The sequence below is a fragment of the Bradyrhizobium sp. CCBAU 25360 genome (assembly GCF_028128695.1).
GTDB classification, from domain to species: Bacteria; Pseudomonadota; Alphaproteobacteria; order Rhizobiales; family Xanthobacteraceae; genus Bradyrhizobium; species Bradyrhizobium ottawaense.
Genome location: NZ_LBJA01000039.1, coordinates 216,964 through 241,666 on the forward strand (window position 1 = coordinate 216,964; position 24,703 = coordinate 241,666).

Below are 24,703 nucleotides of genomic sequence, written 5' to 3' on the forward strand. Positions count from 1 at the left end.
AGCGCGCCTTTGCCCACCCTACGTGGAGTTCGCTGAGTGAGCGATCCCAAGGCCAACCGCATGGTGTCGCCCGAGCGCCGCAGTGACGATGTCGGCGACACGGCGCTGCGCCCGCAATCGCTATCCGATTTCGTCGGCCAGCAGCAGGCGCGCAAGAACCTCTCGATCTTCATCGAGGCGGCCCGCAAGCGCGGCGAGGCGCTGGATCACGTGCTGTTCGTAGGTCCCCCGGGCCTCGGCAAGACCACGCTGGCGCAGATCGTGGCGAAGGAGCTCGGTGTCGGCTTTCGCGCCACGTCGGGTCCCGTCATCGCCAAGGCCGGCGATCTCGCCGCGCTGCTGACCAATCTCGAGGAGCGCGACGTGCTCTTCATCGACGAGATCCATCGCCTCAGTCCGGCGGTGGAAGAGGTGCTCTATCCCGCGATGGAGGATTTTCAGCTCGACCTCATCATCGGCGAGGGCCCGGCGGCGCGCTCAGTCAAGATCGAGCTGTCGAAATTCACCCTCGTCGGCGCCACCACGCGCGCGGGTCTCCTGACCAATCCCTTGCGCGATCGTTTCGGCATTCCGGTCCGTCTCAACTTCTACACCATCGAGGAACTCGAAAGCATCGTCACCCGCGGCGCGCGCGTGCTCAATGTCGGCATGAGCGCGGACGGTGCCAACGAGATCGCGCGCCGCGCGCGCGGCACGCCGCGCATCGCCGGCCGTCTGTTGCGGCGCGTGCGCGATTTCGCTTCGGCGGCCGATGCCGACAGGATCGATCGCAAGATTGCCGACCACGCGCTGAGCGCGCTCGAGGTCGACGCTGCGGGCCTCGACGCGATGGACCGCCGCTATCTCACGACCATCGCGATGAACTATGGCGGCGGCCCGGTCGGCGTCGAGACCATGGCCGCTGCGCTGTCCGAGCCGCGCGATGCGATCGAGGACATCATCGAGCCCTACCTGATCCAGTGCGGCTATCTGCAGCGTACTCCGCGCGGCCGTCTGCTCACCTCGCACGCCTTCCGACATCTCGGCATCGCCGAGCCCTCGCGGGATGCGGCGGCGCAGTTTGGCCTGTTCGGCGCGGACGACAGCGACGACTGATCTGCGCAATATCTGCACGATATCATCCGATTTTTGCTAGAATGAAGGGTGATGATATCCCTTCGTAGGGTGTCCCACCGCTTGAGCTGTATTGCCGTCGATTGCGAGCCAGAGGGATAGCGTGGTTGAAGATTGCTTCGGATCGAGACGCTATCGGCTCGCATGTCTCGTTCTCTCCATAACTACGGTCGGCTTCCTGCTGGTCGCCATCGGCATCGCGACACCTGCATACACCGACGTTGCCGCTGTGGAGCGGATCAGGACCGGGCAGGAGTGTGTGCCCGGCGTTCCGAACGCCAGCCCGGATCGGCGATGTAGCGATGAGGACTGGTACAGGTCTATGAATAATTTGCGTACCAGCAAGTGGGGCCTCTTCGATGCTGGCGCAGGGCTGGCTGCGTCCGGGGTGACGATGCTTGGCTTCATGTTGTGGAGCCGCAAGAAGGCCTGGAGAGAGCTGTCGACGCCTAAGAGCATTTGGATCGTCGGTCTGGCGAGCGCGGCCTGGCTGCTGCAAATCCCTGCCTACGATCTGTTTTTCATGACCGAGTTGGCGCGCGGATATTATCCGCCCTGGTCCGATTCAGTCGTGATCCCGATGTCCCAGGTTCAGGACATTCTGCTTTGGCTGTTCGTGCCTTACCTTGCGATATGGCTTGTTTTTGTGGTGGGCTCGAGGTTGCCGGCCAAGGTCTTCTCCAATGCTTCCGGTCGGCCGCTGGTCAACGCCGTCTGGACCGGCGTGACTGCTTTGCTGTTCGTGCCAGTCGGACTGATTTTGGTTGGTGCGATCCTGGAAGGTCCGACGATGATTGTGCCGCTCCTGTGGGTGGTGCTGTGGCTCCTCCTCTGCGCGCGCTCTGCCGCGTTGACTCGGCACAAGCCGGCTCGCTTGGCGCCCACGTGAGCGACGACTGGTCTTCCGCAAGTGCGAAGCCCTCCGCCTGTCATGAACTTCCGGTAATCTCGTGCAGACGTTCTGCACGAACGCACCCCAATTCCGCTCCAATCGGACCGCATCAACAAGGCGCATTACGATCGGGTCCTCATGATCACGCGCCGTCATCTCATCCGTTCCATCGGCGGTCTGTCCGCCCTCGGCGTCTCGACCGCCGCCTATGGCGTCGGCATCGAGCCGGTGCTGCGGCTCCGCGTCACCCGCTATCATCCGACGCCGCGGCAATGGCCGGCGGATCTTCCGCTGAAGATCGCCGCCATCGCCGACATTCATGCCTGCGATCCCTGGATGTCGCTGGAGCGGATCGAGTCGATCGTCGACCGCACCAACGCGCTGAAGGCCGATCTCGTCGTGCTGCTCGGCGACTATGTCGCCGGCCTTCATCAGGTCACGCGCATGATTCCGGCGAGCGAATGGGCGAGGGTGCTGGCCCGCCTGAAGGCGCCGCTCGGCGTCCATGCCGTGATGGGCAACCACGATTATTGGGACGACGGGACGGTGCAGCAGGCAGGGTATGGGCCGACGATCGCCCATCGCGCGCTGGAGACGGCCGGCATCCCCGTCTACGAGAATGACGTGGTGCGCCTCACCAAGGACGGCCGCCCGTTCTGGCTTGCGGGGCTCGGCGATCAGCTGGCCTTCCTGCCGGCGCGGCGCTTCCGCAGCATCGGCCGCTTCGGCGCCGACGATCTTAACGCCACGCTGGCGAAGGTCACCGACGATGCGCCGGTCATCCTGCTCGCGCACGAGCCCAACATCGCGCCGCTCGTACCCGGGCGCGTCGCGCTGCAACTGTCCGGTCATACCCATGGCGGCCAGGTTCGCCTGCTTGGCTGGTCGCCGGCGGTTTCGCCCAAGAACGGCCTGCGCCTCGCCTATGGCCACTTCCGGCTGAAATGCGACCTCATTGTCTCCGGTGGCCTCGGTTGCAGCATCATGCCGATCCGCGTCGGCGTGCCGCCCGAGATCGTCGAGGTGACGCTGGGAAGGACAGGGCTCGCCGTGTCCTAGCTGCGCTTGCGCGTCCGGCCGTTTTTGCGCAAAACGGGGCGGTTAGCGACAAGCGAAGAGGCTCGCGACGTGACAGCTCATCTCGACGGCGAGATCCGCGACGGCCGCCACCACATGCAGGTCCGCGTCTATTACGAGGACACGGATTTCAATGTTTTGCCTCCGTTCCGACATCGTATAGAAAAGTCAATCACGACCTTCCGAAGCTTTCAGTGCTGCTCTGATACGGGCGAACGATTGTGACGACTTTTCTTGATGGCGAACTTCGCAACGGTGTGCACCACATGCAGGTTCGTGTCTTTTACGAAGATACGGATTTTAGCGGAGCGGTTTATCACGCCAGCTATCTTCGCTTTATGGAGAGGGGCAGGACGAATTTCTTGCGACTTCTTGGGACTGATCAGCGCGCCCTCTTCGAAGAGACAGATGGCGACGCTTCCGGATTTGCATTTGTAGTGCGTTCCATGCAAATCGATTTTTTCAGGCCAGCATTCATGGACGACGTCCTGGAAGTCGTCACTCAGCCAGATCAAGTCAAAGGCGCATCGATTACGCTGCTGCAACGGTGCACGCGCCGCGACGAATTGATAGTCGAGGCGCGCGTGCGCGTGGCCTTCGTCGCTGCGGGAAGGGCTCAGAGAATTCCCAAAGCGTTGCGGGTCGCGATGAATGCGGAGTGAACAGATGGTTAGTCAGCTAGGTAAGTTTGGCTGCTAAAGCATCCAACAATGTTTTTGCGCGTGTATGGAATGTCGATCCCAAGTCGCTGACTTTTGACATGGCCAGCCGCTCTTGGAAGAAGCGCTTTATCTGTCCTTTTGAGGGGCGATTAGCCAATTTTAACTCATCCCGAATCCGATCTGACGCCTCGTCGTCGAGTAGGTCTTCAATCTGCGCAATTCCAGGAACTAGCTCGTCGATCGTTCCGATGCGATTCACGGGTATGCCGTATTCCGTGACGTACCGAGTCTTCTCATCTTTGCCTTGTCGATCTCCGTCAAGGAGAAAGAAGAATCTTAAATTCCACCCAATGTGCAAGGAGACGAGCGCGCCAAACGTGCCTGCGCCAAGTCCCGGCAGGATCGGTAAATCGCTACGGTTCAACAAATTGGCTGCATACCTAAGAATGTAATAATCAGATCGCCCTTCAACGACGATCGAGGTCTTCTGTAGATCAAATCGCGATGGGACCACTTCAAGGCGATCGAGGATTGGCTGGAAGTAGCTCGTCTGACTTGGATGTTCGTTAACAAACGATCTGTATGTCGCGACCTTTACGTCGAGCGATTCATCATCAAGCGATATCTCATCAAGAATAGAGCTTCGCGGAGCGTCCGCTCGATTTGTCACGATGAATGTTTGTTCGAGCCACTTCGGCTCGATCATATAGTGACTGTGCGTGGTATAGGCTAGCGTATGATCGGCTGTCGCTATTTCAGGGAAGCATTCAATAAGTTTCTCTTGAGCTGCGGAATGAAGATTGGAGGCAGGCTCATCAAACAAAAATAGCATAGGACGCGAAGATGAGCGGGCTACCCGGAATTGGGTGAAAAGCATAAAGGCGAAGAACCAGCGGAAGCCTAGCGAGCGGTCGTTAACGTTGAAGCGTCGCGTTCCATCCCGAATCTGAAATTTGATTTTCACATCGTGTTCTTGAGTCTTCGCTTTAGTGCCTTTGCCGTCGTCCGTTTCGCCCTCGACCACGTCGAAGGATATAACAACTTCCTTTCCGCGAGTGTCTTCGCCAAAGATCTTGTTCCACTTTCCGAATACGAGACGGCTCACCGCAGCACTCGCTCGATCCATGACGTGCTGTATCTTGTCTTTGCTGTCGTGCGCGCCCCACGTCGTAAGAAAGGTTAGCCATGGGATGACCATGTCATGGCTGCGAATGCGGCCGACGATGTCCTTTTCGATCGTGTGGCCCCTGTTATCGAAATCCAATATGTCCTGAAAAACCGAGCGATAGAACGCATCGATTGCGTTGCCGCGTTCCGTCAAGAAAATGCTTTCTGGAAAATCAAACACGAATGTCGGAAAATATGCGATGTCTGGAGTCTCGCTATAAACGGCATTGCGGACCAGAACCGTCTCTTGTTCAGTAGCCTCTCTCCATCGCTTTTGCTTCTTGTTCCTCACGCTATATTTTGCGACGAGCGTGAAGAACGACTGCTTGAAGTCGCCGTTCTCAAAGCGCTGTTGCCGTACCATAACGACCGTGTCCGGAAAGCTATCGACGTCTAGGACTAGGTCGTTCTTTTCGAGCAGTGTGTCTGCAATTGATGTCTTGTCTTCTGCCGATAGTAGAATAGTGGCTGCCACCGACACGTAACCCGTGAAAGTCGAAATTACATGACGGGGGACGCGCTCCTTGAAGGGAACGCCTGTTTCGTGATCTCCACCCAAGAGCTCACTCGTCGCGCTATCGGGTGAAAAACTATGGATGGCTTCAAGGATGGTCGTCTTGCCACTCTCGTTGAGGCCGACGAAGGCAAAGACGGAAGCGCCTGCAAGTGCGCTCAGTTCGACCGTAGTGTCTTTGATACCTTTGAAATTTTGGATTCGAAACGACTTGTACCGCAAAGAGCCCATCCCCACGCAATTCGGAATCGTGCTCAATCTTTGATCATCTCCCGGCCTGTGGTGCAACTAATCCTTAGCAAGGGGGTGCCCGTTACTCCCAACTCCGTTTTGCGGCGTTTGATTCGTCGCGACGCCGAACGGTTTGCCCTCGAAGAAAAGGAATTGAATGCCGCCTTTCTCCAGCGCTCGCCGAATGGCCGAAAGATTATTGGCGATCGGAATGCGTCGCCCAGCTTCAAAGTCGCGAAGCGTGCTGCTCGATACCTGAGCTTTGGCCGCCAATTTCTCTTGGGACCAATTCAACCAACCTCGCGCTGCTCGGCACTGTTCTGGCGACATGCGCGATTTGTACTAACACCTTGATATTTCGTCAAAATAGTCTATAATAGATGATATCATTTGAAAGCATGTAGGTCATCATTTATCGTTGACTCAGGTTAAGGAGTGCAGCTTGTGCCAACTGGCAAATATCCAAGAAAGCCATTGCAAGCGAGGATGCGACCCATCCCCGAAAATGACCCGCGCAACATTTTCACGCAGGCTCACTTTCGCGAGGCGTGGCTTGGTTTAGCGGGCGCAATCGGTCGGACAATGGCCGATGAGGATTACAAGGTGGCGCTACATTCGGCGATCCGCTCCCGTAAGGGAAAGCATGCAATTACCAGAGACCGCTCTACGAAAATTCGACCTTAGAAAAATTATCTTCGATCGAATTTGCGGTTGTACTCATTCGCCAATGTAGCCTGCGCGCTTTTGAAATCCTCTCCGTCAGTCGGCGGCAGGGCGAGCACTTCGTCCGTTAGCGTGCTGTGATAGTCTAGTACTTTCGCAAGCTGTTTCAGTTCGTCCTCTGTGGGAGCACTGAACCCGAGAATCCAATCGAGCACCATAAAGCGGGCGATCTTTAATTCGGTCTCCATAAGGTCTGCACGGCAGAGCAGTTCCTTTAGCTTCAAGTCACGTTTCGATTCACTCATTGTCGCAAACACCGGGTTCTAGGCAGCTGCGCGCCATCGGCCAAAGAATATCAGACCATAACTTCTTCGGCGTAGTGCCGATACCGGCAAAACGGATTTCTCCGGCATCGTCTATCACGCCAATTATCTGCGCTACATGGAGCGCGGCCGCACCAATCACCTCCGGCTGATGGGCGCCGAGCAGCAGGCGCTGTTCGACCAGGTGGAGACCGAAGGTGCGGGCTTTGCCTTCGTGGTGCGCTCGATGCATCTGGATTTCCTGAAACCCGCTCGGATGGACGACGTGCTCGACGTCGTGACCTGGCCTGTTGCGGTGAAGGGCGCCTCGATCATGCTGGCGCAGGAAGTGCGTCGCGGCGAGGAGGTTCTGGTGAAGGCCGAGGTGCGCGTCGCCTTCATCAGCGGCGGCCGCGCCCAGCCGATCCCGAAATCGATCCGCGCGTTGATGAAGGCCGATCTGATTTCCTGATCGCCCGATAAGTGATCGCCCGATTTGTGATCGCCTATCGACTCCACCAGTCGCGGCGATAGATTGCGGCCTCGACCAACCGATGAGGCCATCATGTCGCGCCCGCCGCTTCCGCCCTTCACCCGTGAGACCGCCGCGCAAAAGGCCCGCATGGCCGAGGACGCCTGGAATTCACGCGACCCGGTGCGGGTCTCGCTCGCCTATACCGAGGACAGCCGCTGGCGCAATCGCTCAGAGGTCTTGCAGGGCCGCGAGGCCATCGTCGCGTTCCTCACCCGCAAATGGGAGAAGGAGCAGGACTACCGCCTGATCAAGGACCTCTGGGCCTTCGACGAGAACCGCATCGCCGTGCGCTTCCAGTACGAATGGCACGACGCGAGCGGCCAGTGGTATCGCTCCTACGGCAATGAGCAGTGGGAGTTCGACGAGGACGGGCTGATGAAGCGCCGCGAAGCGTCGATCAACGACATCGCCATTGCGGAGAAGGACCGCCGCTTTCATTGGGCCGCGCCGGGGCCGCGGCCGGCCGATGTGCCGGGATTGGGGGAGAGTCCGTTCTGAGGCGCTTCCTCTCCCTCTCCCCGTTCTTACGGGGAGAGGGTTGGGGTGAGGGGCTGCTTCAGCAAATTCGATGGCAGACGGACTCGCGGAGAGTCCCCCTCACCCGGATTGCATCTTCGATGCAATCCGACCTCTCCCCGCAAGCGGGGCGAGGTGAAGTCTCACCGCCTTGCCAGAAACCGCGTAATCGCCCCACCGAGCTTCGCATTGTCCATCGGCTCGGCCAGCGATGCGCGCGCCGTCGCCACCACGTCATCCGGAGCCTTGCCGTCGCGCAGATCGCAGCACACTTGCGCAAACGCCACGTCGAACTCCGGGTGCGGCTGCACGGTCAGCGTCGTGCCATTGGCGTAGAGCAGGCCGGCATGCGGGGTGAACTCCGACGACAGGATCGTCAGCGCGTCGTTGGGCGGCTCGATCACCTGATCCTGATGTGAGGCGGCGATTGCGACCTCCTCGCAGGCAATGACGCCGTTCTCCGGCAGCACCTGATAGACGTGCCGGCCGATGCCCCAGCCTTTCTCCGACTTGCGCACGGTGCCGCCGAGCGCCTGCGCGATCAACTGATGGCCGAAGCAGATTCCGACCATCGGCGTCTTGTTGGCGTAAGCGGTACGGACGAAATGCTCCAGTGGCGCGATCCAGTCGAGCCCGTCATAGACGCCTGCTGCCGCGCCGGTGATCAGCACGGCCTCGAGCTTGCCCGGATCGGGAAGCGCGTCGCCATTCGGGATGCTGACGACGTCCACCGTGGCCGTCGGGTCCTCGGTGCGGACCATGCGTTCGAACATGTCCGGGAACGAGCCGTGCTGCTCCCGATATTTTTGCGGGACCTGTCCGGTCTCGATGATGGTGATGCGTGCCATGTGCCCCCCGGAAGGTTGCGAAGCCAAAGCGCGATGAGATCAGAATGAATCGTCATCGCGCTTTGTTTGTTGTTCAAGCATGATCTTTCCGGAAAACCGCTTCACACTTTTCCGGATCATGCTCAGCCGCCTTCTGCCCTATATTGCTGGTGTGACGCTGTACGCTCCAGCAGTGCACTTTCCTTGCGGACCTCGTTGAGAAAGGCCTTGGCCAGGCGCGACAGCGGCTCGGCCTCCGACCATAGCATATAGGCGACCGCGTGCGTCGTCGGCGTGAACGGGCGGACAACGAGGCCGCTGCCGCCGTTCTGTCGCGGCGAGTAGGGATCGACCACCGCGGCGCCGACGCCGGCGGCAGCTAACACGCAGGCCGTGTTGCAGTAGCGCACCTCGACGGTCGGCTGAAACGGCGCGCCGGCGCGGGCAAAACTGTCGCGCACGGCCTCACCCAGCCGCGTGCCGCGTTCGAGCCCGATGAAAGGCAGGCCGGACAGATCCGAAGCCGAGATCACGGGCCTTTCGGCGAGCGGGTGCTGCGGCGGCAATACGCACACCATCTCGCCGGTATGCACCACCTCGTGCGCGATGCCGGGATGATGCGTCAGCCCGAGCGCGAAGCCGAGCTCGGCGACACGGCTGAGCACGCCCTCGATGATGCCCTCGTAGCGGCGCACGTCGAAGAACACGCGCGTCTCCGGGCGACGCCGCAGGAAGCCCGACAGCGCGGAGGGGATGATGCTGTAGGCCAGCGGCGGCGTCGCCACGATGGCAAGGTGTCCGGAGCGGTTCTCGCGCAGATCGCGCACGCGGTTCTCGAGTTTTGCGTGCAGCGCGAAGATCGCCTCGCTCTCCTTGTACAGCGCCATCGCTTCCGCGGTCGGAAACAGCCGGTTGTTGACCCGCTCGAACAGCGCGAAGCCCGCCTGCGCCTCCATCGTCTTCAGCGCATTGCTGACCGCGGGCTGCGAGAGGGCCAGTTCGTCCGCCGCCGCGACCGTCGTGCGATGGCGGATGACGGCGCGCAGGATTTCGAGCTGACGCAGGTTCATATCACTGCCGATTATACTCAGGGCCAAAACATCATAGCAGAACGAATTGATTTTGCAGCCCCGCTCGCCCGTAATGGCAGCGGATTTGCACGTCGCATCAAAGGGTTCATTCGCCCATTGAGGCAGCATTGCGCACAGATTGGAGGCAAACTTGGTTCGTGTCCTTCGCGCCGCCGCCGCTCAAATGGGGCCGACGCAAAAAGCCGATACGCGCGAGCATACGTTGTCGCGGATGCTTGCACTGCTGGAGGAGGCGGCCGGCCGCGGCGCCAGCCTCGTGGTGTTCCCCGAGCTTGCCTTCACCACCTTCTTCCCGCGTTGGCTGCTCGAGGGTGAGGCGCTCGACCGTTATTTCGAGCGCGGAATGCCGAACCCTGCGGTGGCTAAACTGTTCGATCGTGCGCGGGCGCTGCGCGTCGGCTTCTATGTCGGTTATGCCGAGCAGACCGCTGACGGCCGCCGCTACAATTGCGCCATCCTGGTCGATCGCGACGGTGAGATCTTGGGCCGCTATCGCAAGGTTCACCTGCCGGGTTCGGTGGAGCCGCGGCCGGGCGCACGTTACCAGCAACTCGAGAAACGCTATTTCGAATATGGCGATCTCGGCTTTCCCGCCTTCCGCGCCGGCTCGGCCTGGGCCCACGCCATCATGGGCATGATGATCTGCAACGATCGCCGCTGGCCGGAATCCTGGCGCGTGCTCGGCCTGCAAGGCGTCGAGCTTGTCTGTATCGGCTACAATTCGGCTGCCTACGATCCCAATGGCGGCACCACCGAAGACGGCGCCCTGCGCACCTTCCACTCGACATTGGTGACGCAGGCCAACGCCTACATGAACGCGACCTGGGCGATCTCGGTGGCGAAGGCGGGCGAGGAGGACGGCTCCGGACTGATCGGCGGCTCCTGCATCGTCGATCCGAATGGGCGCATCGTCGCGCAGGCGCAGACGCTCGCAGATGAAGTGATCGTCGCCGACATCGATCTCGACCTGTGTCGCCAGGGCAAGGACAAGATGTTCAACTTCGCCGCCCACCGGCGGCCGGAGCAATACAGGGTGATCACTGAACGTGCAGGCGTCATCGAGCCGGCCGTTCTCGATGCGGATTGATTTCAAACGGCCGGTTGCGGCGTTGGCAAAGGAGCTGACATGACACGCCTTTCGCATTTCCTCGCCCTTGCAACCCTGGCTGCCGCGACGTCGGCACAGGCGGCCGAGCTTCCCGCGGAGATCAAGCAGGCGGGCACGCTGAAGCTCACGGTCAACTCCACCTATGCGCCGATGGAGTATCGCGATCCCGCGACCAATGAGCTGGTCGGGCTCGACATCGATCTTGCCAACGAGCTCGCCAAGCGGCTCGGCGGCCTCAAGATCGTCTGGAGCGAGACGCCGTTCGCCGAGCTGATCCCTTCGCTGCAGACCAAGCGCGCCGATTTCATCATCTCCGGCATCTCGGATCGGGCCTCGCGGCGCGAGACCGCCGATTTCGTCGATTACCTCCAGACCGGCCCGCAATTCTTCGTCGTGGCGGACAATGGAGCCAAAGACGCGACCGATCTCTGCGGCAAGAAGGTCGGCACCACGCGCAGCACCAGCTTCCCGGTCGAGATCGAGAAGTGGAGCAAGCAGAATTGCGAGCCGGCCGGCAAGCCTGCCATCCAGTATGTCCCCGGCGAGAACTCGATCGACGTCCGCAACCAGCTCAAGCAAGGCCGCATCGATGCCGCCGTGCAGGGCAGCGAGACGCTGCCTTACGCGCAAACGCAGGAGCCCGGCAAATACCGCGTCGTCGGCGAGCCCTTCGCCAAAGGCTATCAAGGCATCATGTTCCGCAAGGACGATGCCGCCCTGCGCGAGGTCGTGACCGAGAAGCTCACCGCCATGATCGCCGATGGCTCCTACAAGGCGGTTCTCGACAAATGGGGCTTAGGTGCGAACGCTGTGGCCCAGCCCATGCTCAACGCGGCGCCGCAATGAAGCCGGCGCCGGCACTCGCGGAAGGTTTCCCTGATCTGTCGGGGATGAGGATCGCGCGCGAGCCGCACTGGTTTCGCTGGCTCAGCGCCGCGCTCATCATTCTCGTGCTCGCGGCCATTGCGCGCGCGTTTGCGAACGGCCAGATCGAATGGTCCTATGTCAGCCGCTTCCTGACCGCAAAAGTCATTCTCGAAGGCATCGTCAACACCATGGTGATGGCGGTGCTGGCGATGACGCTCGGCATCGTCCTTGGCATCATCGTCGCGATCATGCGGCTGTCGCCCAATCCGGTGCTGAAGACGGTCGCCGCCGGCTACACCTGGCTGTTCCGCGGCACGCCGCTGATCCTGCAGCTGCTGCTCTGGTTCAACCTCGCGCTTGTGTTCCCGATCATCGGCATTCCCGGCTTGTGGAGCGCGCGCGCCGTCGACGTCATGACGCCGTTCCTTGCCGCTCTGCTCGGGCTCGGCATCAACCAGGGCGCCTATACCTCCGAGGTGATGCGCGCCGGCATGTTGTCGGTCGACATCGGGCAGTATGAAGCGGCGCAGGCGATCGGCATGGGACGGTTGCGCGCGTTGCGCCGGATCGTGCTGCCGCAGGCGATGCGCGTGGTGATCCCGCCGCTCGGCAACGAGTTCATCGGCATGGTGAAGGCGACCTCGCTCGCGAGCGTCATCCAGTATCCGGAACTGCTGCACAACGCCGAAAACATCTACTACGCCAATTCCCGCGTGATCGAGCTCTTGATCGTCGCCGGGCTCTGGTACCTGCTCGTGGTCTCGATCCTGACCCCGCTCCAGATGCTGCTCGAACGCCGTTTTGCGCGCGGCACATTGCGGCTTGCGCGATGACAAAGCCCCTCGTCGCGATCCGCTCCGTCGCCAAGAATTTTGGCGAATTCCAGGCTCTCAGAAGCGTCTCGCTCGACGTCTGGCCCGGCGAGGTGATGTGCCTGATCGGCGCCTCCGGCTCCGGCAAGACCACGCTGCTCCGCTGCATCAATCAGCTGGCCACGATCGATGCCGGCGGCATCTGGCTCGACGGCGAATTGCTCGGGGTGCGCGAGCAAAGCGGACGGCTGCACCGTCTCAGCGAGCGCGAGATCGGGCGGCAGAGGCTGAAGACCGGTATGGTGTTCCAGCGCTTCAGTTTGTTTCCGCACAAGACGGCGCTGGAGAACATCACCGAAGGCCCGGTCCAGGTGCAGGGACGCAAACCCGATGAGGTGCGCAGGGAAGCGCTCGAACTGCTGCGCCGCGTCGGATTGACCGCGAAGGCGGACTGGTATCCCGCACAACTCTCCGGCGGCCAGCAGCAGCGCGTCGCCATCGCGCGTGCGCTGGCGATGAAGCCGATGCTAATGCTCTTTGATGAACCGACCAGCGCGCTCGATCCCGAGCTCGTCGGCGAGGTTCTTGCCGTGATGAAGGAACTGGCGAAGAGCGGCATGACCATGATGGTGGTGACGCACGAGCTCGGCTTCGCGCGCGAGGTCGCTGATCGCGTCGTCTACATGGACCAGGGCGCGATCGTCGAACAGGGCCGCGCATCGGACGTATTGGGCGCCCCGCGCGAGGAGCGCACCAGGGCTTTTCTTTCCGCTGTGATCTGAATGGGAGCGTGTTGATGAAGAGACTTTTGGTTGCGGCAGCGTTCCTCGGCGTCATGAACGCGTCGGTGATGGCGATCGATCTGCCCGCGGAGATCGCCAAGCGGGGCAGCATCAAGGTGGCATTGGTGCCGAACTATCCGCCGATGGAGTTCCGCGATCCCGCGACCAACGCGCTGTCCGGCTTCGACATCGATCTCGGCGAAGCCATCGGCCGCAAGCTTGGCGTCAAGATCGAATGGACCGAAACCAGCTTTGCCGAGTTCATGCCGTCGATCTCGACGGGGCGCGTGGACGCCATCCTGTCCGGCTTCACCGACTATGCCAGCCGGCACGAGGTCGCGTCTTTCGTCGATTATCTACGCAGCGGTCCGCAGTTCTTCGTGCAGCAGTCGCGCAAGGCTGAGTTCAAGGACGCCGCATCGCTCTGCGGCAAGAAGGTCGGAGCCAGTCGCCGCACCATGTTCCCGGCGCAGATCGCGGCGTGGAGCGAAAAGAATTGCGGCAGCAGTCCGATTCAGTTCGTCGGCACCGACGGCTCAGCCGACGCCCGCACCCAGCTCAGACAAGGCCGCATCGATGCCGCCGCCCAAGGCAACGAGACGCTGCCCTACATCATGGATCTCGAGCCCGGCACCTATGCAACGGTGGGCGAGCCCATCGCACAGCAATTCACCGGCATCGCGCTGCCGGTCAAGGAAAAGGCGTTGCAGCAGGCGATGCTGGAGGCGGTCGACGCGCTGATCGCGGACGGCACCTATCGCACGCTGCTCGCCAAGTGGAAACTGACGGACAACGCACTCGAGAAGGCGACCATCAATGCTGGACAGTAAAGCACTCCAAAGCATCCCGCTCGTCCCGGCCAACACCGCGGATCCCGCGCCGGACTATCCCTGGCCGAAGCCGTACAATTCGGCGATGTTCCTGTCGTTCGACGTGGACGCCGAGAGCGCGTGGACCAGCAAGGACGCAGGTCACGCCCAGCGGCTCATCACCATGAGCTATGGCGGCTATGAGGCCCGTGTCGGCACGCCCAAGCTGCTGGAGCTGCTCGACCAGCTCGATCTCAAGGCGACGTTCTTCGTCACGGGCTGGTCGGTCGATGCGCACCCGGCGATGGCCGAATCCATTCTCAAGGCCGGCCACGAGATCGGCCATCACGGGTATCACCATCTGCTCCCCGATCCCGGCGATCCCTGGATCGAGGAGGAGCTGGAGCGCGGCTTCGAGGCGCTGAAGCGTCGGCTCGGCGTCAGGCCGACCGGCTATCGCGCGCCTTACGGCGAGTTCACCGAGGAGCTGCGCGTCGCGCTGGTGCGCCACGGCATCGTCTACACGTCCTCGTTCCGCGATGACGTCAGGCCCTATCGCCACCGGCTCGCCGACGGCAAGCCGGGCACGATCGAGCTGCCGGTCACCGCGAGCTATGACGACTGGATGCACGGCCTGTCCGCCCGCTTCAGCCCGCGCTCGATCTTCCCGAAGGAGCATGTGCTCTCGATGTGGAAGGACGAACTGGACGAGGTCCGCGACTGGGGCGCGATGGTGACCACCGTGCTGCATCCGCAATGCAGCGGCCGTCCGATGCGCCTGCGCCTGCTGCGCGAGTTCCTCACCTACGTAAAGTCGTGTCCCGACGTCTGGATCACGACCGGCGAAAAGATCGCGGAGAATTTTCTCCGCCACGAAGCGGCCAGCCGCTGAGCCAAGCCATGACCCGTCGCCGCATCCTCGTCATCAACCCCAACTCGTCGGCATCGGTGACGGCGGCGATCGACGACGCGGTGGCGCCGCTGCGCATCGCCGGCGGGCCTGACATCGAGGTCGTGGGCCTTGCCGAGGGGCCGCCGGGCATCAGCTCGCAGCGCGACGCCGACAGCGTCGTCATGCCGCTGGTGAACCGCGTGTCGCGCGACAATGCCGACGCCTTCGTGCTCGCCTGCTTCAGCGATCCCGGCCTGCATGCGGTGCGTGAGGCGGCCGGTGGCCGCCCCGTGCTGGGCATCGCCGAATGCGGCATCTTCCGCGCACTGATGCTGGGCGAACGCTTTGGAATTATCGCACTGTCGCCGTCGAGCATCCGCCGCCAGCAGCGCATGGCGCGGGTGATGGGCGTCGACAGCCGTTATGCCGGAAGCTGGTCGGTCGGCGCGAGCGCGGCGGAAACCGCAGGCGCGGACATCCGCGGTCGCCTGATCGACGCAGGCCGTGCGCTGGTCACCCAATGCCGCGCCGATGTCGTGGTGATGGGCTGCGCCGGCATGGCGTCGCACCGCGCGGCGATCGCGGACGCGATCGGCGTGCCCGTGGTCGAGCCAGCGCAGCAGGCGGTGGCTGCTGCGATCGGCGCGGTCTTGTTGAACACGTAAAACGAACGATGAAGTTCGATCTCTTCAGGAGCCTCTTGTAATGCCCGTTTCTCGCCGCTCGCTCCTCAAGGCCGCAGCAGCAATTCCAGCACTGTCGTTGCCGGGCATTGTCCGTGCTGAATCCCAGTCTACGCTGCGCTTTATCCCCGTCATCGATCTCGCCTTCGTCGATCCCATCTACTCGACCGCGCAAGTGTCGCGGAACCACGGCTTCATGGTCTACGACACGCTCTATGGCATGAGCGCCTCGCTCCAGGTCTCGCCGCAGATGCTGTCGGGCCACGTCATCTCCGGTGACGGGCTGCAATGGGATCTCAGCTTGCGCGACGGCCTGTTCTGGCACGATGGTGAGCGCGTGCTCGCGCGCGACTGCGTGGCGAGCATCCGGCGCTGGGCCGCGCGCGACGGCTTTGGCGGCGAACTGATGGAGGCGACCGACGAGCTGTCCGCCGCCGACGATCGCACCATCCGCTTCCGTCTCAAGCGTCCGTTCCCGCTGCTGCCGCAGGCGCTCGGCAAGGCCGCGATCAATGCCTGCTTCATGATGCCGGAGCGGCTGGCGAGCCAGGATCCGTTCAAGCCGCTGACCGAGGTGATCGGCAGCGGCCCGTTCCGCTACCTCGCCGACGAGCGCGTGCAGGGCGCGCGCAACGCCTACGCCAAATTCGAGCGCTATCAGCCCCGCACCGACGGCAAGCCGGATTGGACCGCGGGCCCGAAGATCGTGCACTACAACCGCGTGGTCTGGACCACCACGCCCGATGCCGGCACCGGCGTCGCCGCGCTGCAGACCGGCGAGCAGGACTGGCAGGAGACCACGCCGCACGATCTGTTGCCGGTGATCAAGGCCGCCGGTGACATTGAGACGCGCATCCTCGATCCCAGAGGTTACGCCTGCATGCTGCGGCTCAATCACCTGCAGCCGCCGTTCGACAATCCCGCCATCCGCCGCGCGCTGCTCGGTGCGATCGACCAGTCCGCGTTCATGACGGCGGTGGCCGGTGTCGATCCCACCTTTCAGATCTCGCCGATCGGCTACTTCGCGCCCGGTACGCCGATGGCGAACGAGGTCGGCCTCGATGTGTTCCGCGGGCCCCGCGACTACGCCAGGGTCAAGGCCGACCTGAAGGCGGCCGGCTATAATGGCGAGAAGATCGTGGTGCTCGTGCCCACCAATTCGTTGGCGCAGAAGCCGCTCGGCGAGATCGCGGTCGATAGCTTGCGCAAGGCCGGCATGAACGTCGAATATGCCGGGCTCGATTTCGCCGTCGTGTTACAGCGCCAGCTCAAGAAGGATCCGGTCGGGCAGGGCGGCTGGAGCGCGGCGGTCGGCAATTGGCAGGGCATCGACTGGCTCAATCCGGCCGGCAACACCAACATCCGCGGCGAGGGCAAGGTCGCCGGCTGGTATGCGAGCGAGAAGATGGGCGCCTTGCGCAGCCAATGGCTGGCCGCTTCCGAGCTCGCCGAGCAGCAGCGCATCTGCCGCCAGGTCCAGGCGGTGGCGTTCGAGGAGATTCCCTACATCCCGATCGGCCTGTACAAGCAGCCGACCGCCTATCGCAAGGCCATCACCGGCATTCTCGACGGCACCGCCGTCTTCTGGAACGTACGCCCCGCATGAGCACGATCGCAATCTTCGGCAGCTATGTGCTGTCACGGAAAGACGGCGCGCAGGATGTGCTGCGCGACCGTTGGGTCCTTATCGAAGGCAAGAGGATCGCCGCGGTCACGCGCGACAGGCCGCGCGCGGACGAGGTCTACGACCGCCCCGGCCGCTTCGTGCTGCCGGGCCTGCTCAACCTGCACAATCACTGTTTCTCCGAAGCGGTAGCGCGCAGCCACACCGAGGACGGCAACGGCCGCAAGAACAACCAGAGCATCGTCTATACGGTGCTGCTGCCGCTGACCAAGCGCGGCGCCGATCTGCTGTCGGCGGAAGAACGCATGGCGGTGGCGCGGCTCGGCATCCTCCAGCTCCTCAAGGGTGGTGCCACCACGGTGATGGAGCCGTTCCGCAATTCGATCCCTGAAATGTTCGACGCCGCCGAGGAGATGGGCATTCGCTTTTATGGCGCGCCCTATCTGTTCTCGACGTCGGACGCCAAGGCCGGCCCCGACGGCGTAGTGCAATATTCCGGCGATGACGGCGCCGCCGACATGGCGACGTGGGATGCGCTCTACCAGCGCTGGAACAATCGCGGCGACGGCCGCATCGGCCTCGCCATGAGCCCGCACGCCACCGACACCTGCGGCCCCGACCTCCTGAGAGCTTGCGCCGTGCGAGCGCGCGAGCTCGGCGTGCCCGTCACGACGCATATGGCGCAGAGCCGCGCCGAGGTCGAGACCATCGGCAGGCGCTATGGCGGCCGCACGCCGGCGCAATATCTGGATTGGCTCGGCCTGCTCGCGCCCGATTTGATGGCGGCGCATTGCATGTTCAGCAGCGACGACGATCTCAAGCTGATGGCCGCGCGCGGCATGACCGTTCTGAATTGCCCGCGCGTGTTCGCGCGCGCCGGCGTCACCGCGGCCTTCAGCCGGTTCGCCGAGCATGGCGTGCGCACCGTGGTCGGCACCGACGGCTACAACATGGATCTGCTCGGTGAGCTCAATGCGGCGTCACTGATCTCCAAGACCACCTCGCAGCGCGCCGATGTCGCCAATTCGCCCGAGTTGATCGAAGCGAACACGGCCGTGGCCGCCGACGTCATCAAGCGACCGGATCTCGGCCGGATCGAGCCGGGCGCGACCGCCGATCTCACCGTGGTCGATCTCACCCATCCGCATCTCCAGCCGCTGTTCGATCCCCGCCGCGCGCTGATCGCGCTCGCCAACCGCGCCAATATCGATCAGGTGATCGTCGATGGCCGCGTGCTGGTCGATGCCGGCCGCTATCTCGGCGCCGAAGAAGCGGCGATCACCGCAGCGGGCAGCGCCGCGATCGGCAAGATCTGGGATCTGCCGGAGGCGCAGGCCGCGTTCAACGGCTGAGGCCAGCGTCGCCCTCGAACTCCATCAGCGCCTTGCGCATGGTCTCCACCAGATCCAGCGCCACCGGCGACGGACTGCGCTGCGCCGGGAAGACGGCGGAGAATTCGAAGTCGATGCGCGGCAGGAAGCGCCGCACGACGACGCCGCGCGTCGCGAACTCCTGTGCGGTGAAGGGATCGCAGATCGAGACCCCGAGCCCCGATGACACCATCCCGCACATGATCTCCGACAGCGTGGTCTCGACCCTGAGCACGCGGCGGACGTCGCTGCGGTGAAACACCTGGTCGACGAGGTGCCGGCTCGACGATCCCGCCGACAGCGAGATGAACGTCTCGCCCTCGAAATCGCGCGGCTCCAGCACTTCCTTCTCCGCGAGGCGATGTCCGGTCGGCAGCACCGCGACGCGCGCCAGGGCCGGCAGCCGCAGGCTCGGCAGGCCGGAATGGGCAATCGGCACCTCGGCAAAGCCGATGTCGCATTGATTGTTCAAGACCCAGTCGACCACGATCGGCGAGATCACGCCGAAGAAGGCCAGGTTGAGGTTGGGCCGTTCCATCAGGAAATGACCGGCAAGTCGTGGCAGATAGCCGTTCGCCAGCGCCGGCAGCGCGGCGATGCGCAGCGAGCCAGTGCGGCGGCCACGGATTTCTTCGGCCGCAGCCGTGATGCGTTCGAGACCGACAAAGGACCGTTCGACCTCGGTATAGAGCGCCATTGCCGCGGCGGTCGGCACGAGGCCGGTGCCGCGCCGCTCGAACAACTCCATCTTCAAGAGGGCCTGGAAGTCGCGCAGCAACCGGCTGACAGCGGGCTGCGTCACCACCATCAGCTTCGCGGCCTCGGTGACGCTGCCGGTCAACATCATCGCGCGGAAGGCCTCTACCTGCCGCGAATTGATCCGCGCCATCCCAAATCCATCCATAACATTTAGGCATACAGAGGTTGCCATTATTCATTGGACGATGGAAGTATAGGTTGCGATCTTTTTCATCAGGACTGGAGACGGCCCGCTTTTTCGGCAGATTGGAGGGGTTCAAAGCCTCCAGATCGCGCCAAAACCCGCCGTACGGGCGCCGGAGCCTGCTTGGAGACGGGATTGCGCGGAAGGAAATGCGGAAGAGGCTTCAGCCAGCGAGACTCGTCGGCACGTCACCTCATTCCGGTATGGAGATCGGTCCACATGAAGACTCTTAGCCTTCTGACCGCGGTCAGCATCGCAGCGCTCATTGCCGCCCCGTCGGCCGCTTCGGCCCAGCAAAAGACGCTCTACGTCGCCGGCTATGGCGGCTCGTTCGAGAAGACGATCCGCGACGAGGTGATCCCGGCCTTCGAGAAAGAGAACGGCGTCAAGGTCGAATACGTCGCCGGCAATTCCACCGACACGCTGGCAAAACTCCAGGCGCAGAAGGGCAACCAGCAGATCGACGTCGCCATCGTCGATGACGGCCCGATGTACCAGGCGATCCAGCTCGGCTTCTGCGGCAAGCTCGAGGGACTGCCGGCCGATCTCTACGACACCGCGCGCTTCAAGGACGATCGCGCAGTCGCCATCGGCATCGTCGCGACCGGGCTGATGTACAATACCAAGGTGTTCAAGGAGAAAGGCTGGGCGCCGCCGACCTCGTGGAATGACCTGAAGGATACGAAATACGCAAAACAGTTGGTGATCCCGCCGATCAACAACACCTACGGTCTCGAAGCGCTGGTGATGCTGTCGAAGATGAACGGCGGCGGCGAGACCAATGTCGATTCCGGCTTCAAGATCTTCAAGGAAGAGATCAATCCGAACGTGCTCGCTTACGAGCCGTCGCCGGGCAAGATGACCGAGCTGTTCCAGTCCGGCCAGGCCGTGATCGCGGTGTGGGGCACCGGCCGCGTGCAGAGCTTTGCCAATACCGGCTTCCCCGTCGACTTCGTCTACCCGAAGGAAGGCGCTGCGACGCTGCTGACCACGGCGTGTCCGATCACCAAGCCGAGCGCCTCGCCGCTGGCATCAAGTTTCGTCAAGATGCTGCTCGACCCCAAGATCCAGCTCGTGATGCTGAAGGATTACGGCTACGGCCCGGTGCTGAAGTCGCTGGTGATCCCGCCGGAGCTCGGCAAGATGGCGCCGATCGGCGAGCGTGCGGCCAAGCTCTATAATCCGGACTGGACCGTCATCAACGAGAAGCGCGAGGAGTGGACCAAGCGCTGGAATCGCGAGGTCGAGCGTTGATCTGATCGTCGCAGCGGAGACAGCGTATGGCCTATCTCGAGCTCGATCGGGTCGCCAAGCAATTCGGGGCGCAGACTGTGGTCGATGACTTCAGTCTCTCGGTGGGGAAGGGGGAGTTCATCTCCTTCCTCGGCCCGTCCGGCTGCGGCAAGACCACGACGTTGCAGATGATCGCGGGCTTCCTCGATCCCACCCGCGGCGCGATCCGCCTGGAGGGCAAGGACCTGACCGCGATCCATCCGGCCAAGCGTGGCCTTGGCATCGTGTTCCAGAGCTACGCGCTGTTTCCGCACATGACGGCGGCGGAGAACGTCGCCTTCGGTCTCGATATGCGCAACGTGCCGCGCACTGAAAGAGCCGAGCGCGTTCGTGCCGCGCTCGCGATGGTCGGCCTTGCCGGCTTTGAGGACCGCCATCCCCGCCGCATGTCCGGCGGCCAGCAGCAGCGCGTGGCACTCGCCCGCGCGCTGGTGATCAAGCCGAGCGTGCTCTTGCTCGACGAGCCGCTGTCCAACCTTGACGCCAAGCTGCGCGAGGAGATGCAGATCGAGCTGCGTCAGATCCAGCGCACCATCGGCACCACCACGATCCTGGTCACCCATGACCAGAACGAGGCGATGTCGCTGTCCGATCGCATCGTGGTGATGAGCCAGGGCAAGATCGAGCAGATCGGGACGCCGCAGGAGACCTATGAGAAGCCGGCCTCGGCCTTCGTCTCGCAATTCCTCGGCAAGACCAACGATTTCGCCGCGGCGGTCGATCGGACCGCCACGCCAGCGCGGGTGACGGCGGGCTCCTGGAGTGCGCCGGCCCCGGCGGGCCTCAGCGGTCCCGTCACCGTCAGCATTCGCCCCGAGAGAATCGGCTTCGGCGATGCCGGCCTCAGCGCAAAAATCGTCACCCGCATCTTCCAGGGCAATCACTGGCTGTTCCAGTGCGACAGCGAATGCGGCCCGGCAATCGTGATCCGCCAGAATGACGGCAAGGCGCAGCCGGCCGAAGGCGAGACGGTTCGTCTTACCTGGCGGCCCGAGGATATGAGCGTCCGCGCGAGGGCTGGCGCATGAGCGCAGTCGCCGAGGAACGCAGCGCGCGTGCGCCCTGGGCGCTGACGGCGCCTGCCTTGATGCTGTTCGTCGGCGTGCTGCTGATTCCGCTGGCGATGACGGTGATGCTGTCGTTCCACGATTGGGGCCAGTACAAGGGCATCGAGCCGGTCTTCATCCTCAAGAACTGGCACGAGATCGCGACCGATCCCTATTACGCCGAGATGTTCTGGCGCACCTTTCGCATCGCGATCCTGACCACGCTGCTCACCGCGCTGCTCGGGGCGCCCGAAGCCTACATCCTCAACCGCATGAGCGGCCGTTGGAAAAGCTTCTTCCTGCTCGTCATCCTCGGGCCGCTTCTGATCTCCGTGGTGGCCCGCACGCTGGGCTGGGCGCTGCTGTTCGGCGGCAACAACGGCCTCGTCAACAAGCTCTTGATGTCGCTCGGGGTGATGAGCTCGCCCATTCCCTTCATGTTCACCGAAACCGGCATGGTGGTCGCGCTCGCACACGTGATGATGCCGTTCATGGTGCTCTCGGTGTGGGCTGCGCTGCAGCGGCTCGATCCGCAGATCGAGAATGCCGCGATGTCGCTCGGCGCCGGCCCCGCCACCATCATTCGCCGCATCATCATGCCGCAGATCATGCCGGGCGTGCTGTCGGGTGCGATCATCGTGTTTTCGCTCTCGGCCAGCGCGTTTGCGACGCCCGCGATCATCGGCGGCCGCCGGCTCAAGGTCGCCGCGACGCTCGCCTATGACGAGTTCCTCAACACGTTGAACTGGCCGCTCGGCGCAGCGGTCGCGACACTGCTGCTGGTCGCGCTGGTGCTGATCGTCGTCGGCAGCAACGCATTGATCGAGCGGCGCTACGCGGAGGTGTTCCGATGAGACGGAACGGCCCGCTGGCGCTGATCTTCCATACCTTCTTCGTCATCGTCATGGTGGCGCCGATCCTGGTGGTCTGTCTCGTCGCCTTCACGCCCGAAGGCTTCCTGTCGCTGCCGACCAACGGCTTTTCGCTGCGCTGGTTCAGGACGATCGCGAACTACCCCGAATTCATCCACGCCTTCTGGGTCAGCCTTGGCCTCGGCGCGCTGTCCTCCTTCGTCGCGCTCCTGTTCGCGGTGCCGGCGGCATTGGCGATCGCGCGCTATCGATTCCGCGGCCGCGATGCGCTCGCCGCGCTGTTCCTGTCGCCGCTGATGATCCCGCATGTCGTGCTAGGCATCGCCTTCCTGCGCTTCTTCACCTCGGCCGGCCTGGGCGGCAGTTTTGCCGCGCTGATCATCGCGCATGTCATCATCGTGTTTCCGTTCGCGCTGCGGCTGACGCTTGCGGCAGCGACAGGCATGGACCGCACCGTCGAGATAGCCGCGGTCTCCCTCGGCGCCGGCGGCTGGACGCTGTTTCGCCGCGTGACCTTGCCGCTGATCCTCCCCGGCGTCATCAGCGGCTGGGCGCTCGCTTTCATCCAGTCCTTCGACGATCTCACCATGACCGTCTTCCTCGCGGCACCCGGTACCGAGACGTTGCCGGTGCGCATGTTCCTTTATATCCAGGACAACATCGATCCGCTGGTGACGTCGGTCTCGGCCTGCGTGATCGCTGTGACCATGACCGCCCTCATTCTGCTCGACCGCTTCTACGGGCTCGACCGTGTGCTCGCCGGCAAGGGCGGCGATACGGGGCGATAGGAGAACTTATGTCTAAAGCGTTTTCGAGCGAAGTGGACGCCGGTTCGCGTAAAGAAAACGCGTCCAAACAAAAATCTGATTACGACGTCGCCGTCGTCGGCGGCGGGTTGCTCGGCTCCGCGATTGCCTGGGGCCTCGGCCGGCTCGGCAAGTCCGTTGCCGTGCTCGACGAAGGCGACATCACCAAACGCGCCTCCCGCGCCAACTTTGCGCTGGTCTGGGTCCAGAGCAAGGGGCTCGGCATGCCCGCCTATACGGTGTGGACCGTGCAGGCGTCGCAGGCGTGGGGCCGGCTGGCGGAGGAGTTAAAGCAACAGACCGGCCTTGATGTCTCGCTTCAGCAGAATGGCGGTTTTCATCTCACCCTTGGTGAAGAGGAGTTCGGCCAGCGCACCGAGCTGGTCAAGCGCATGCACAACCAGGCCGGTGCAGCCGACTACAAGATGGAGATGCTCTCCGCATCCGAGGTCAAGAAGTCGCTGCCGCTGATCGGGCCGGAGGTCTCCGGCGGCAGCTATTGCCCGCTCGACGGCCACGTCAATTCGCTGCGCACGTTCCGCGCCTTCCACACCGGCTTCAGGGCGTTCGGCATCGATTATTTTCCGGAGCGTCCGGTCTCGGCGATCAGCAGGAGCGGCGGCGAATTCCGCCTGACCACGCCGAAGGGCGAGCTGCGCGCGGCCAAGATCGTGCTCGCCGCCGGCAATGCCAATCAGACGCTGGCGCCCATGGTCGGCCTCTACGCGCCGATGGGCCCGACCCGCGGCCAGATCGTGGTGACCGAGCGCACCATGCCGTTCCTGCCGCATCCACTGACCACGATCCGCCAGACCGACGAGGGCACGGTGATGATCGGCGACAGCAAGGAAGACGAGCTCGATGATCGGGCGCTGAAGCATTCGATCAGCGCCGTGATGACCGATCGCGCCCAGCGCATGTTCCCGCATCTGGCGCGGCTCAACGTGGTCAGGAGCTGGGCCGGCATCCGCGTCATGCCGCAGGATGGCTTTCCGATCTACGACCAGTCGAAGACGCATCCCGGCGCCTTCGTCGCCTGCTGCCATTCCGGCGTGACGCTGGCCTCCAACCACGCCTTCGAGATCGCGCGCATGGTGGCGCAGGGCGCGCTCGAGCCCGAACTGGTCGGCGCGTTCTCGGCTAGCCGTTTCGGCGCCGCGGGCGCTGCGAACAACAGCGGTTATTAGAGATTTTGAAGGAGCCAAG

Annotated in this window: 25 protein-coding genes and 1 pseudogene; 20 read left to right on the forward strand and 6 right to left on the reverse strand. The window is 63.0% G+C overall.

The window, feature by feature from the left end; genetic code table 11:
• Positions 1–60 precede the first annotated feature (60 nt).
• The 4 genes from ruvB to ybgC all read left to right on the forward strand — a co-directional run bounded on the left by ruvB (position 61) and on the right by ybgC (position 3,744).
• Positions 61–1,095, forward strand: a complete 1,035-nt coding sequence (gene ruvB / locus XH81_RS18725; protein WP_173019843.1) for a Holliday junction branch migration DNA helicase RuvB — start codon at positions 61–63, stop codon at positions 1,093–1,095.
• Between the two features lie 121 nt (positions 1,096–1,216).
• Positions 1,217–2,002, forward strand: coding sequence for a hypothetical protein (locus XH81_RS18730; RefSeq protein WP_028142013.1), 786 nt, complete (start codon positions 1,217–1,219; stop codon positions 2,000–2,002).
• A 141-nt stretch (positions 2,003–2,143) separates the two neighbouring features.
• Complete coding sequence (locus XH81_RS18735) at positions 2,144–3,064, forward strand: metallophosphoesterase (RefSeq protein WP_028142012.1); 921 nt, start codon at positions 2,144–2,146, stop codon at positions 3,062–3,064.
• Positions 3,065–3,303: 239 nt separating this feature from the next.
• On the forward strand, positions 3,304–3,744 hold the full coding sequence (ybgC, locus tag XH81_RS18745) for a tol-pal system-associated acyl-CoA thioesterase (RefSeq protein ID WP_244625873.1): 441 nt from the start codon (positions 3,304–3,306) through the stop codon (positions 3,742–3,744).
• Positions 3,745–3,760: 16 nt separating this feature from the next.
• Here the strand turns inward: ybgC and XH81_RS18750 are convergent, their stop codons facing one another.
• From XH81_RS18750 to XH81_RS18760, 3 genes are all read right to left on the reverse strand, one after another.
• A complete protein-coding gene (locus tag XH81_RS18750; RefSeq protein ID WP_271596319.1) occupies positions 3,761–5,683 on the reverse strand; it encodes an ATP-dependent nuclease in 1,923 nt (640 codons plus the stop codon).
• A gap of 30 nt (positions 5,684–5,713) precedes the next feature.
• Positions 5,714–5,986, reverse strand: coding sequence for a helix-turn-helix domain-containing protein (locus XH81_RS18755; protein ID WP_271596320.1), 273 nt, complete (start codon positions 5,984–5,986; stop codon positions 5,714–5,716).
• A gap of 359 nt (positions 5,987–6,345) precedes the next feature.
• Entirely contained in the window at positions 6,346–6,624 is a 279-nt protein-coding gene (locus XH81_RS18760) for a hypothetical protein (RefSeq protein ID WP_271596321.1), read from the reverse strand.
• A 91-nt stretch (positions 6,625–6,715) separates the two neighbouring features.
• Here XH81_RS18760 and XH81_RS18765 point away from each other — a divergent pair.
• Positions 6,716–7,093: pseudogene (locus tag XH81_RS18765) on the forward strand (YbgC/FadM family acyl-CoA thioesterase); the annotation flags it as partial.
• Between the two features lie 93 nt (positions 7,094–7,186).
• Positions 7,187–7,654 carry a nuclear transport factor 2 family protein gene (locus XH81_RS18770; protein ID WP_028140373.1) on the forward strand — a complete coding sequence of 156 codons (468 nt, stop codon included), beginning with the start codon at positions 7,187–7,189 and terminating at the stop codon, positions 7,652–7,654.
• A gap of 161 nt (positions 7,655–7,815) precedes the next feature.
• On the opposite strand, the gene XH81_RS18775 is transcribed toward XH81_RS18770, so the two are convergent.
• Together XH81_RS18775 and XH81_RS18780 are read right to left on the reverse strand one after the other, a co-directional pair.
• Positions 7,816–8,520 carry a type 1 glutamine amidotransferase gene (locus XH81_RS18775; RefSeq protein WP_028140372.1) on the reverse strand — a complete coding sequence of 235 codons (705 nt, stop codon included), beginning with the start codon at positions 8,518–8,520 and terminating at the stop codon, positions 7,816–7,818.
• 122 nt (positions 8,521–8,642) lie between these two features.
• The gene (locus XH81_RS18780) at positions 8,643–9,569 is read right to left on the reverse strand and encodes a LysR family transcriptional regulator (RefSeq protein ID WP_028140371.1); all 927 of its coding nucleotides are present in this window, start codon (positions 9,567–9,569) and stop codon (positions 8,643–8,645) included.
• 151 nt (positions 9,570–9,720) lie between these two features.
• Between XH81_RS18780 and XH81_RS18785 the strand changes: the two genes are divergently transcribed.
• Genes XH81_RS18785 through XH81_RS18825 form a run of 9 tightly spaced genes read left to right on the forward strand, consistent with a single transcriptional unit; the run spans position 9,721 to position 18,519 of the window.
• Positions 9,721–10,677: an N-carbamoyl-D-amino-acid hydrolase gene (locus tag XH81_RS18785; protein ID WP_080670082.1), complete on the forward strand. Its 957-nt coding sequence runs from the start codon at positions 9,721–9,723 to the stop codon at positions 10,675–10,677.
• Between the two features lie 39 nt (positions 10,678–10,716).
• The gene (locus XH81_RS18790) at positions 10,717–11,544 is read left to right on the forward strand and encodes an ABC transporter substrate-binding protein (RefSeq protein ID WP_028140370.1); all 828 of its coding nucleotides are present in this window, start codon (positions 10,717–10,719) and stop codon (positions 11,542–11,544) included.
• Complete coding sequence (locus XH81_RS18795) at positions 11,541–12,398, forward strand: amino acid ABC transporter permease (RefSeq protein ID WP_028140369.1); 858 nt, start codon at positions 11,541–11,543, stop codon at positions 12,396–12,398. Before XH81_RS18790 ends, XH81_RS18795 begins: the two co-directional genes overlap by 4 nt.
• Positions 12,395–13,159: an amino acid ABC transporter ATP-binding protein gene (locus XH81_RS18800; protein WP_028140368.1), complete on the forward strand. Its 765-nt coding sequence runs from the start codon at positions 12,395–12,397 to the stop codon at positions 13,157–13,159. The genes XH81_RS18795 and XH81_RS18800 overlap by 4 nt, the downstream gene beginning before the upstream one ends.
• Before the next feature lie 14 nt (positions 13,160–13,173).
• On the forward strand, positions 13,174–13,989 hold the full coding sequence (locus XH81_RS18805; RefSeq protein ID WP_028140367.1) for an ABC transporter substrate-binding protein: 816 nt from the start codon (positions 13,174–13,176) through the stop codon (positions 13,987–13,989).
• The gene (locus XH81_RS18810) at positions 13,976–14,860 is read left to right on the forward strand and encodes a polysaccharide deacetylase family protein (RefSeq protein WP_028140366.1); all 885 of its coding nucleotides are present in this window, start codon (positions 13,976–13,978) and stop codon (positions 14,858–14,860) included. Before XH81_RS18805 ends, XH81_RS18810 begins: the two co-directional genes overlap by 14 nt.
• Before the next feature lie 8 nt (positions 14,861–14,868).
• On the forward strand, positions 14,869–15,525 hold the full coding sequence (locus tag XH81_RS18815; protein WP_028140365.1) for an aspartate/glutamate racemase family protein: 657 nt from the start codon (positions 14,869–14,871) through the stop codon (positions 15,523–15,525).
• Between the two features lie 40 nt (positions 15,526–15,565).
• On the forward strand, positions 15,566–17,149 hold the full coding sequence (locus XH81_RS18820; RefSeq protein ID WP_028140364.1) for an ABC transporter substrate-binding protein: 1,584 nt from the start codon (positions 15,566–15,568) through the stop codon (positions 17,147–17,149).
• Positions 17,146–18,519, forward strand: a complete 1,374-nt coding sequence (locus tag XH81_RS18825) for an amidohydrolase family protein (protein WP_097668339.1) — start codon at positions 17,146–17,148, stop codon at positions 18,517–18,519. Before XH81_RS18820 ends, XH81_RS18825 begins: the two co-directional genes overlap by 4 nt.
• Here the strand turns inward: XH81_RS18825 and XH81_RS18830 are convergent.
• Positions 18,509–19,426, reverse strand: coding sequence for a LysR substrate-binding domain-containing protein (locus XH81_RS18830; RefSeq protein WP_028140362.1), 918 nt, complete (start codon positions 19,424–19,426; stop codon positions 18,509–18,511). The two genes, XH81_RS18825 and XH81_RS18830, sit on opposite strands and share 11 nt — an antisense overlap.
• A 273-nt stretch (positions 19,427–19,699) precedes the next feature.
• Between XH81_RS18830 and XH81_RS18835 the strand changes: the two genes are divergently transcribed.
• Genes XH81_RS18835 through XH81_RS18855 form a run of 5 tightly spaced genes read left to right on the forward strand, consistent with a single transcriptional unit; the run spans position 19,700 to position 24,684 of the window.
• Positions 19,700–20,734: an ABC transporter substrate-binding protein gene (locus XH81_RS18835; RefSeq protein WP_028140361.1), complete on the forward strand. Its 1,035-nt coding sequence runs from the start codon at positions 19,700–19,702 to the stop codon at positions 20,732–20,734.
• 26 nt (positions 20,735–20,760) lie between these two features.
• The gene (locus tag XH81_RS18840; RefSeq protein ID WP_028140360.1) at positions 20,761–21,801 is read left to right on the forward strand and encodes an ABC transporter ATP-binding protein; all 1,041 of its coding nucleotides are present in this window, start codon (positions 20,761–20,763) and stop codon (positions 21,799–21,801) included.
• Entirely contained in the window at positions 21,798–22,673 is an 876-nt protein-coding gene (locus XH81_RS18845; RefSeq protein ID WP_028140359.1) for an ABC transporter permease, read from the forward strand. Before XH81_RS18840 ends, XH81_RS18845 begins: the two co-directional genes overlap by 4 nt.
• Positions 22,670–23,479 carry an ABC transporter permease gene (locus XH81_RS18850; protein ID WP_018317729.1) on the forward strand — a complete coding sequence of 270 codons (810 nt, stop codon included), beginning with the start codon at positions 22,670–22,672 and terminating at the stop codon, positions 23,477–23,479. The genes XH81_RS18845 and XH81_RS18850 overlap by 4 nt, the downstream gene beginning before the upstream one ends.
• An 8-nt stretch (positions 23,480–23,487) precedes the next feature.
• Positions 23,488–24,684 (forward strand): NAD(P)/FAD-dependent oxidoreductase, encoded by a 1,197-nt coding sequence (locus XH81_RS18855; protein ID WP_028140358.1) that lies wholly within the window; start codon positions 23,488–23,490, stop codon positions 24,682–24,684.
• Positions 24,685–24,703: the final 19 nt, after the last annotated feature.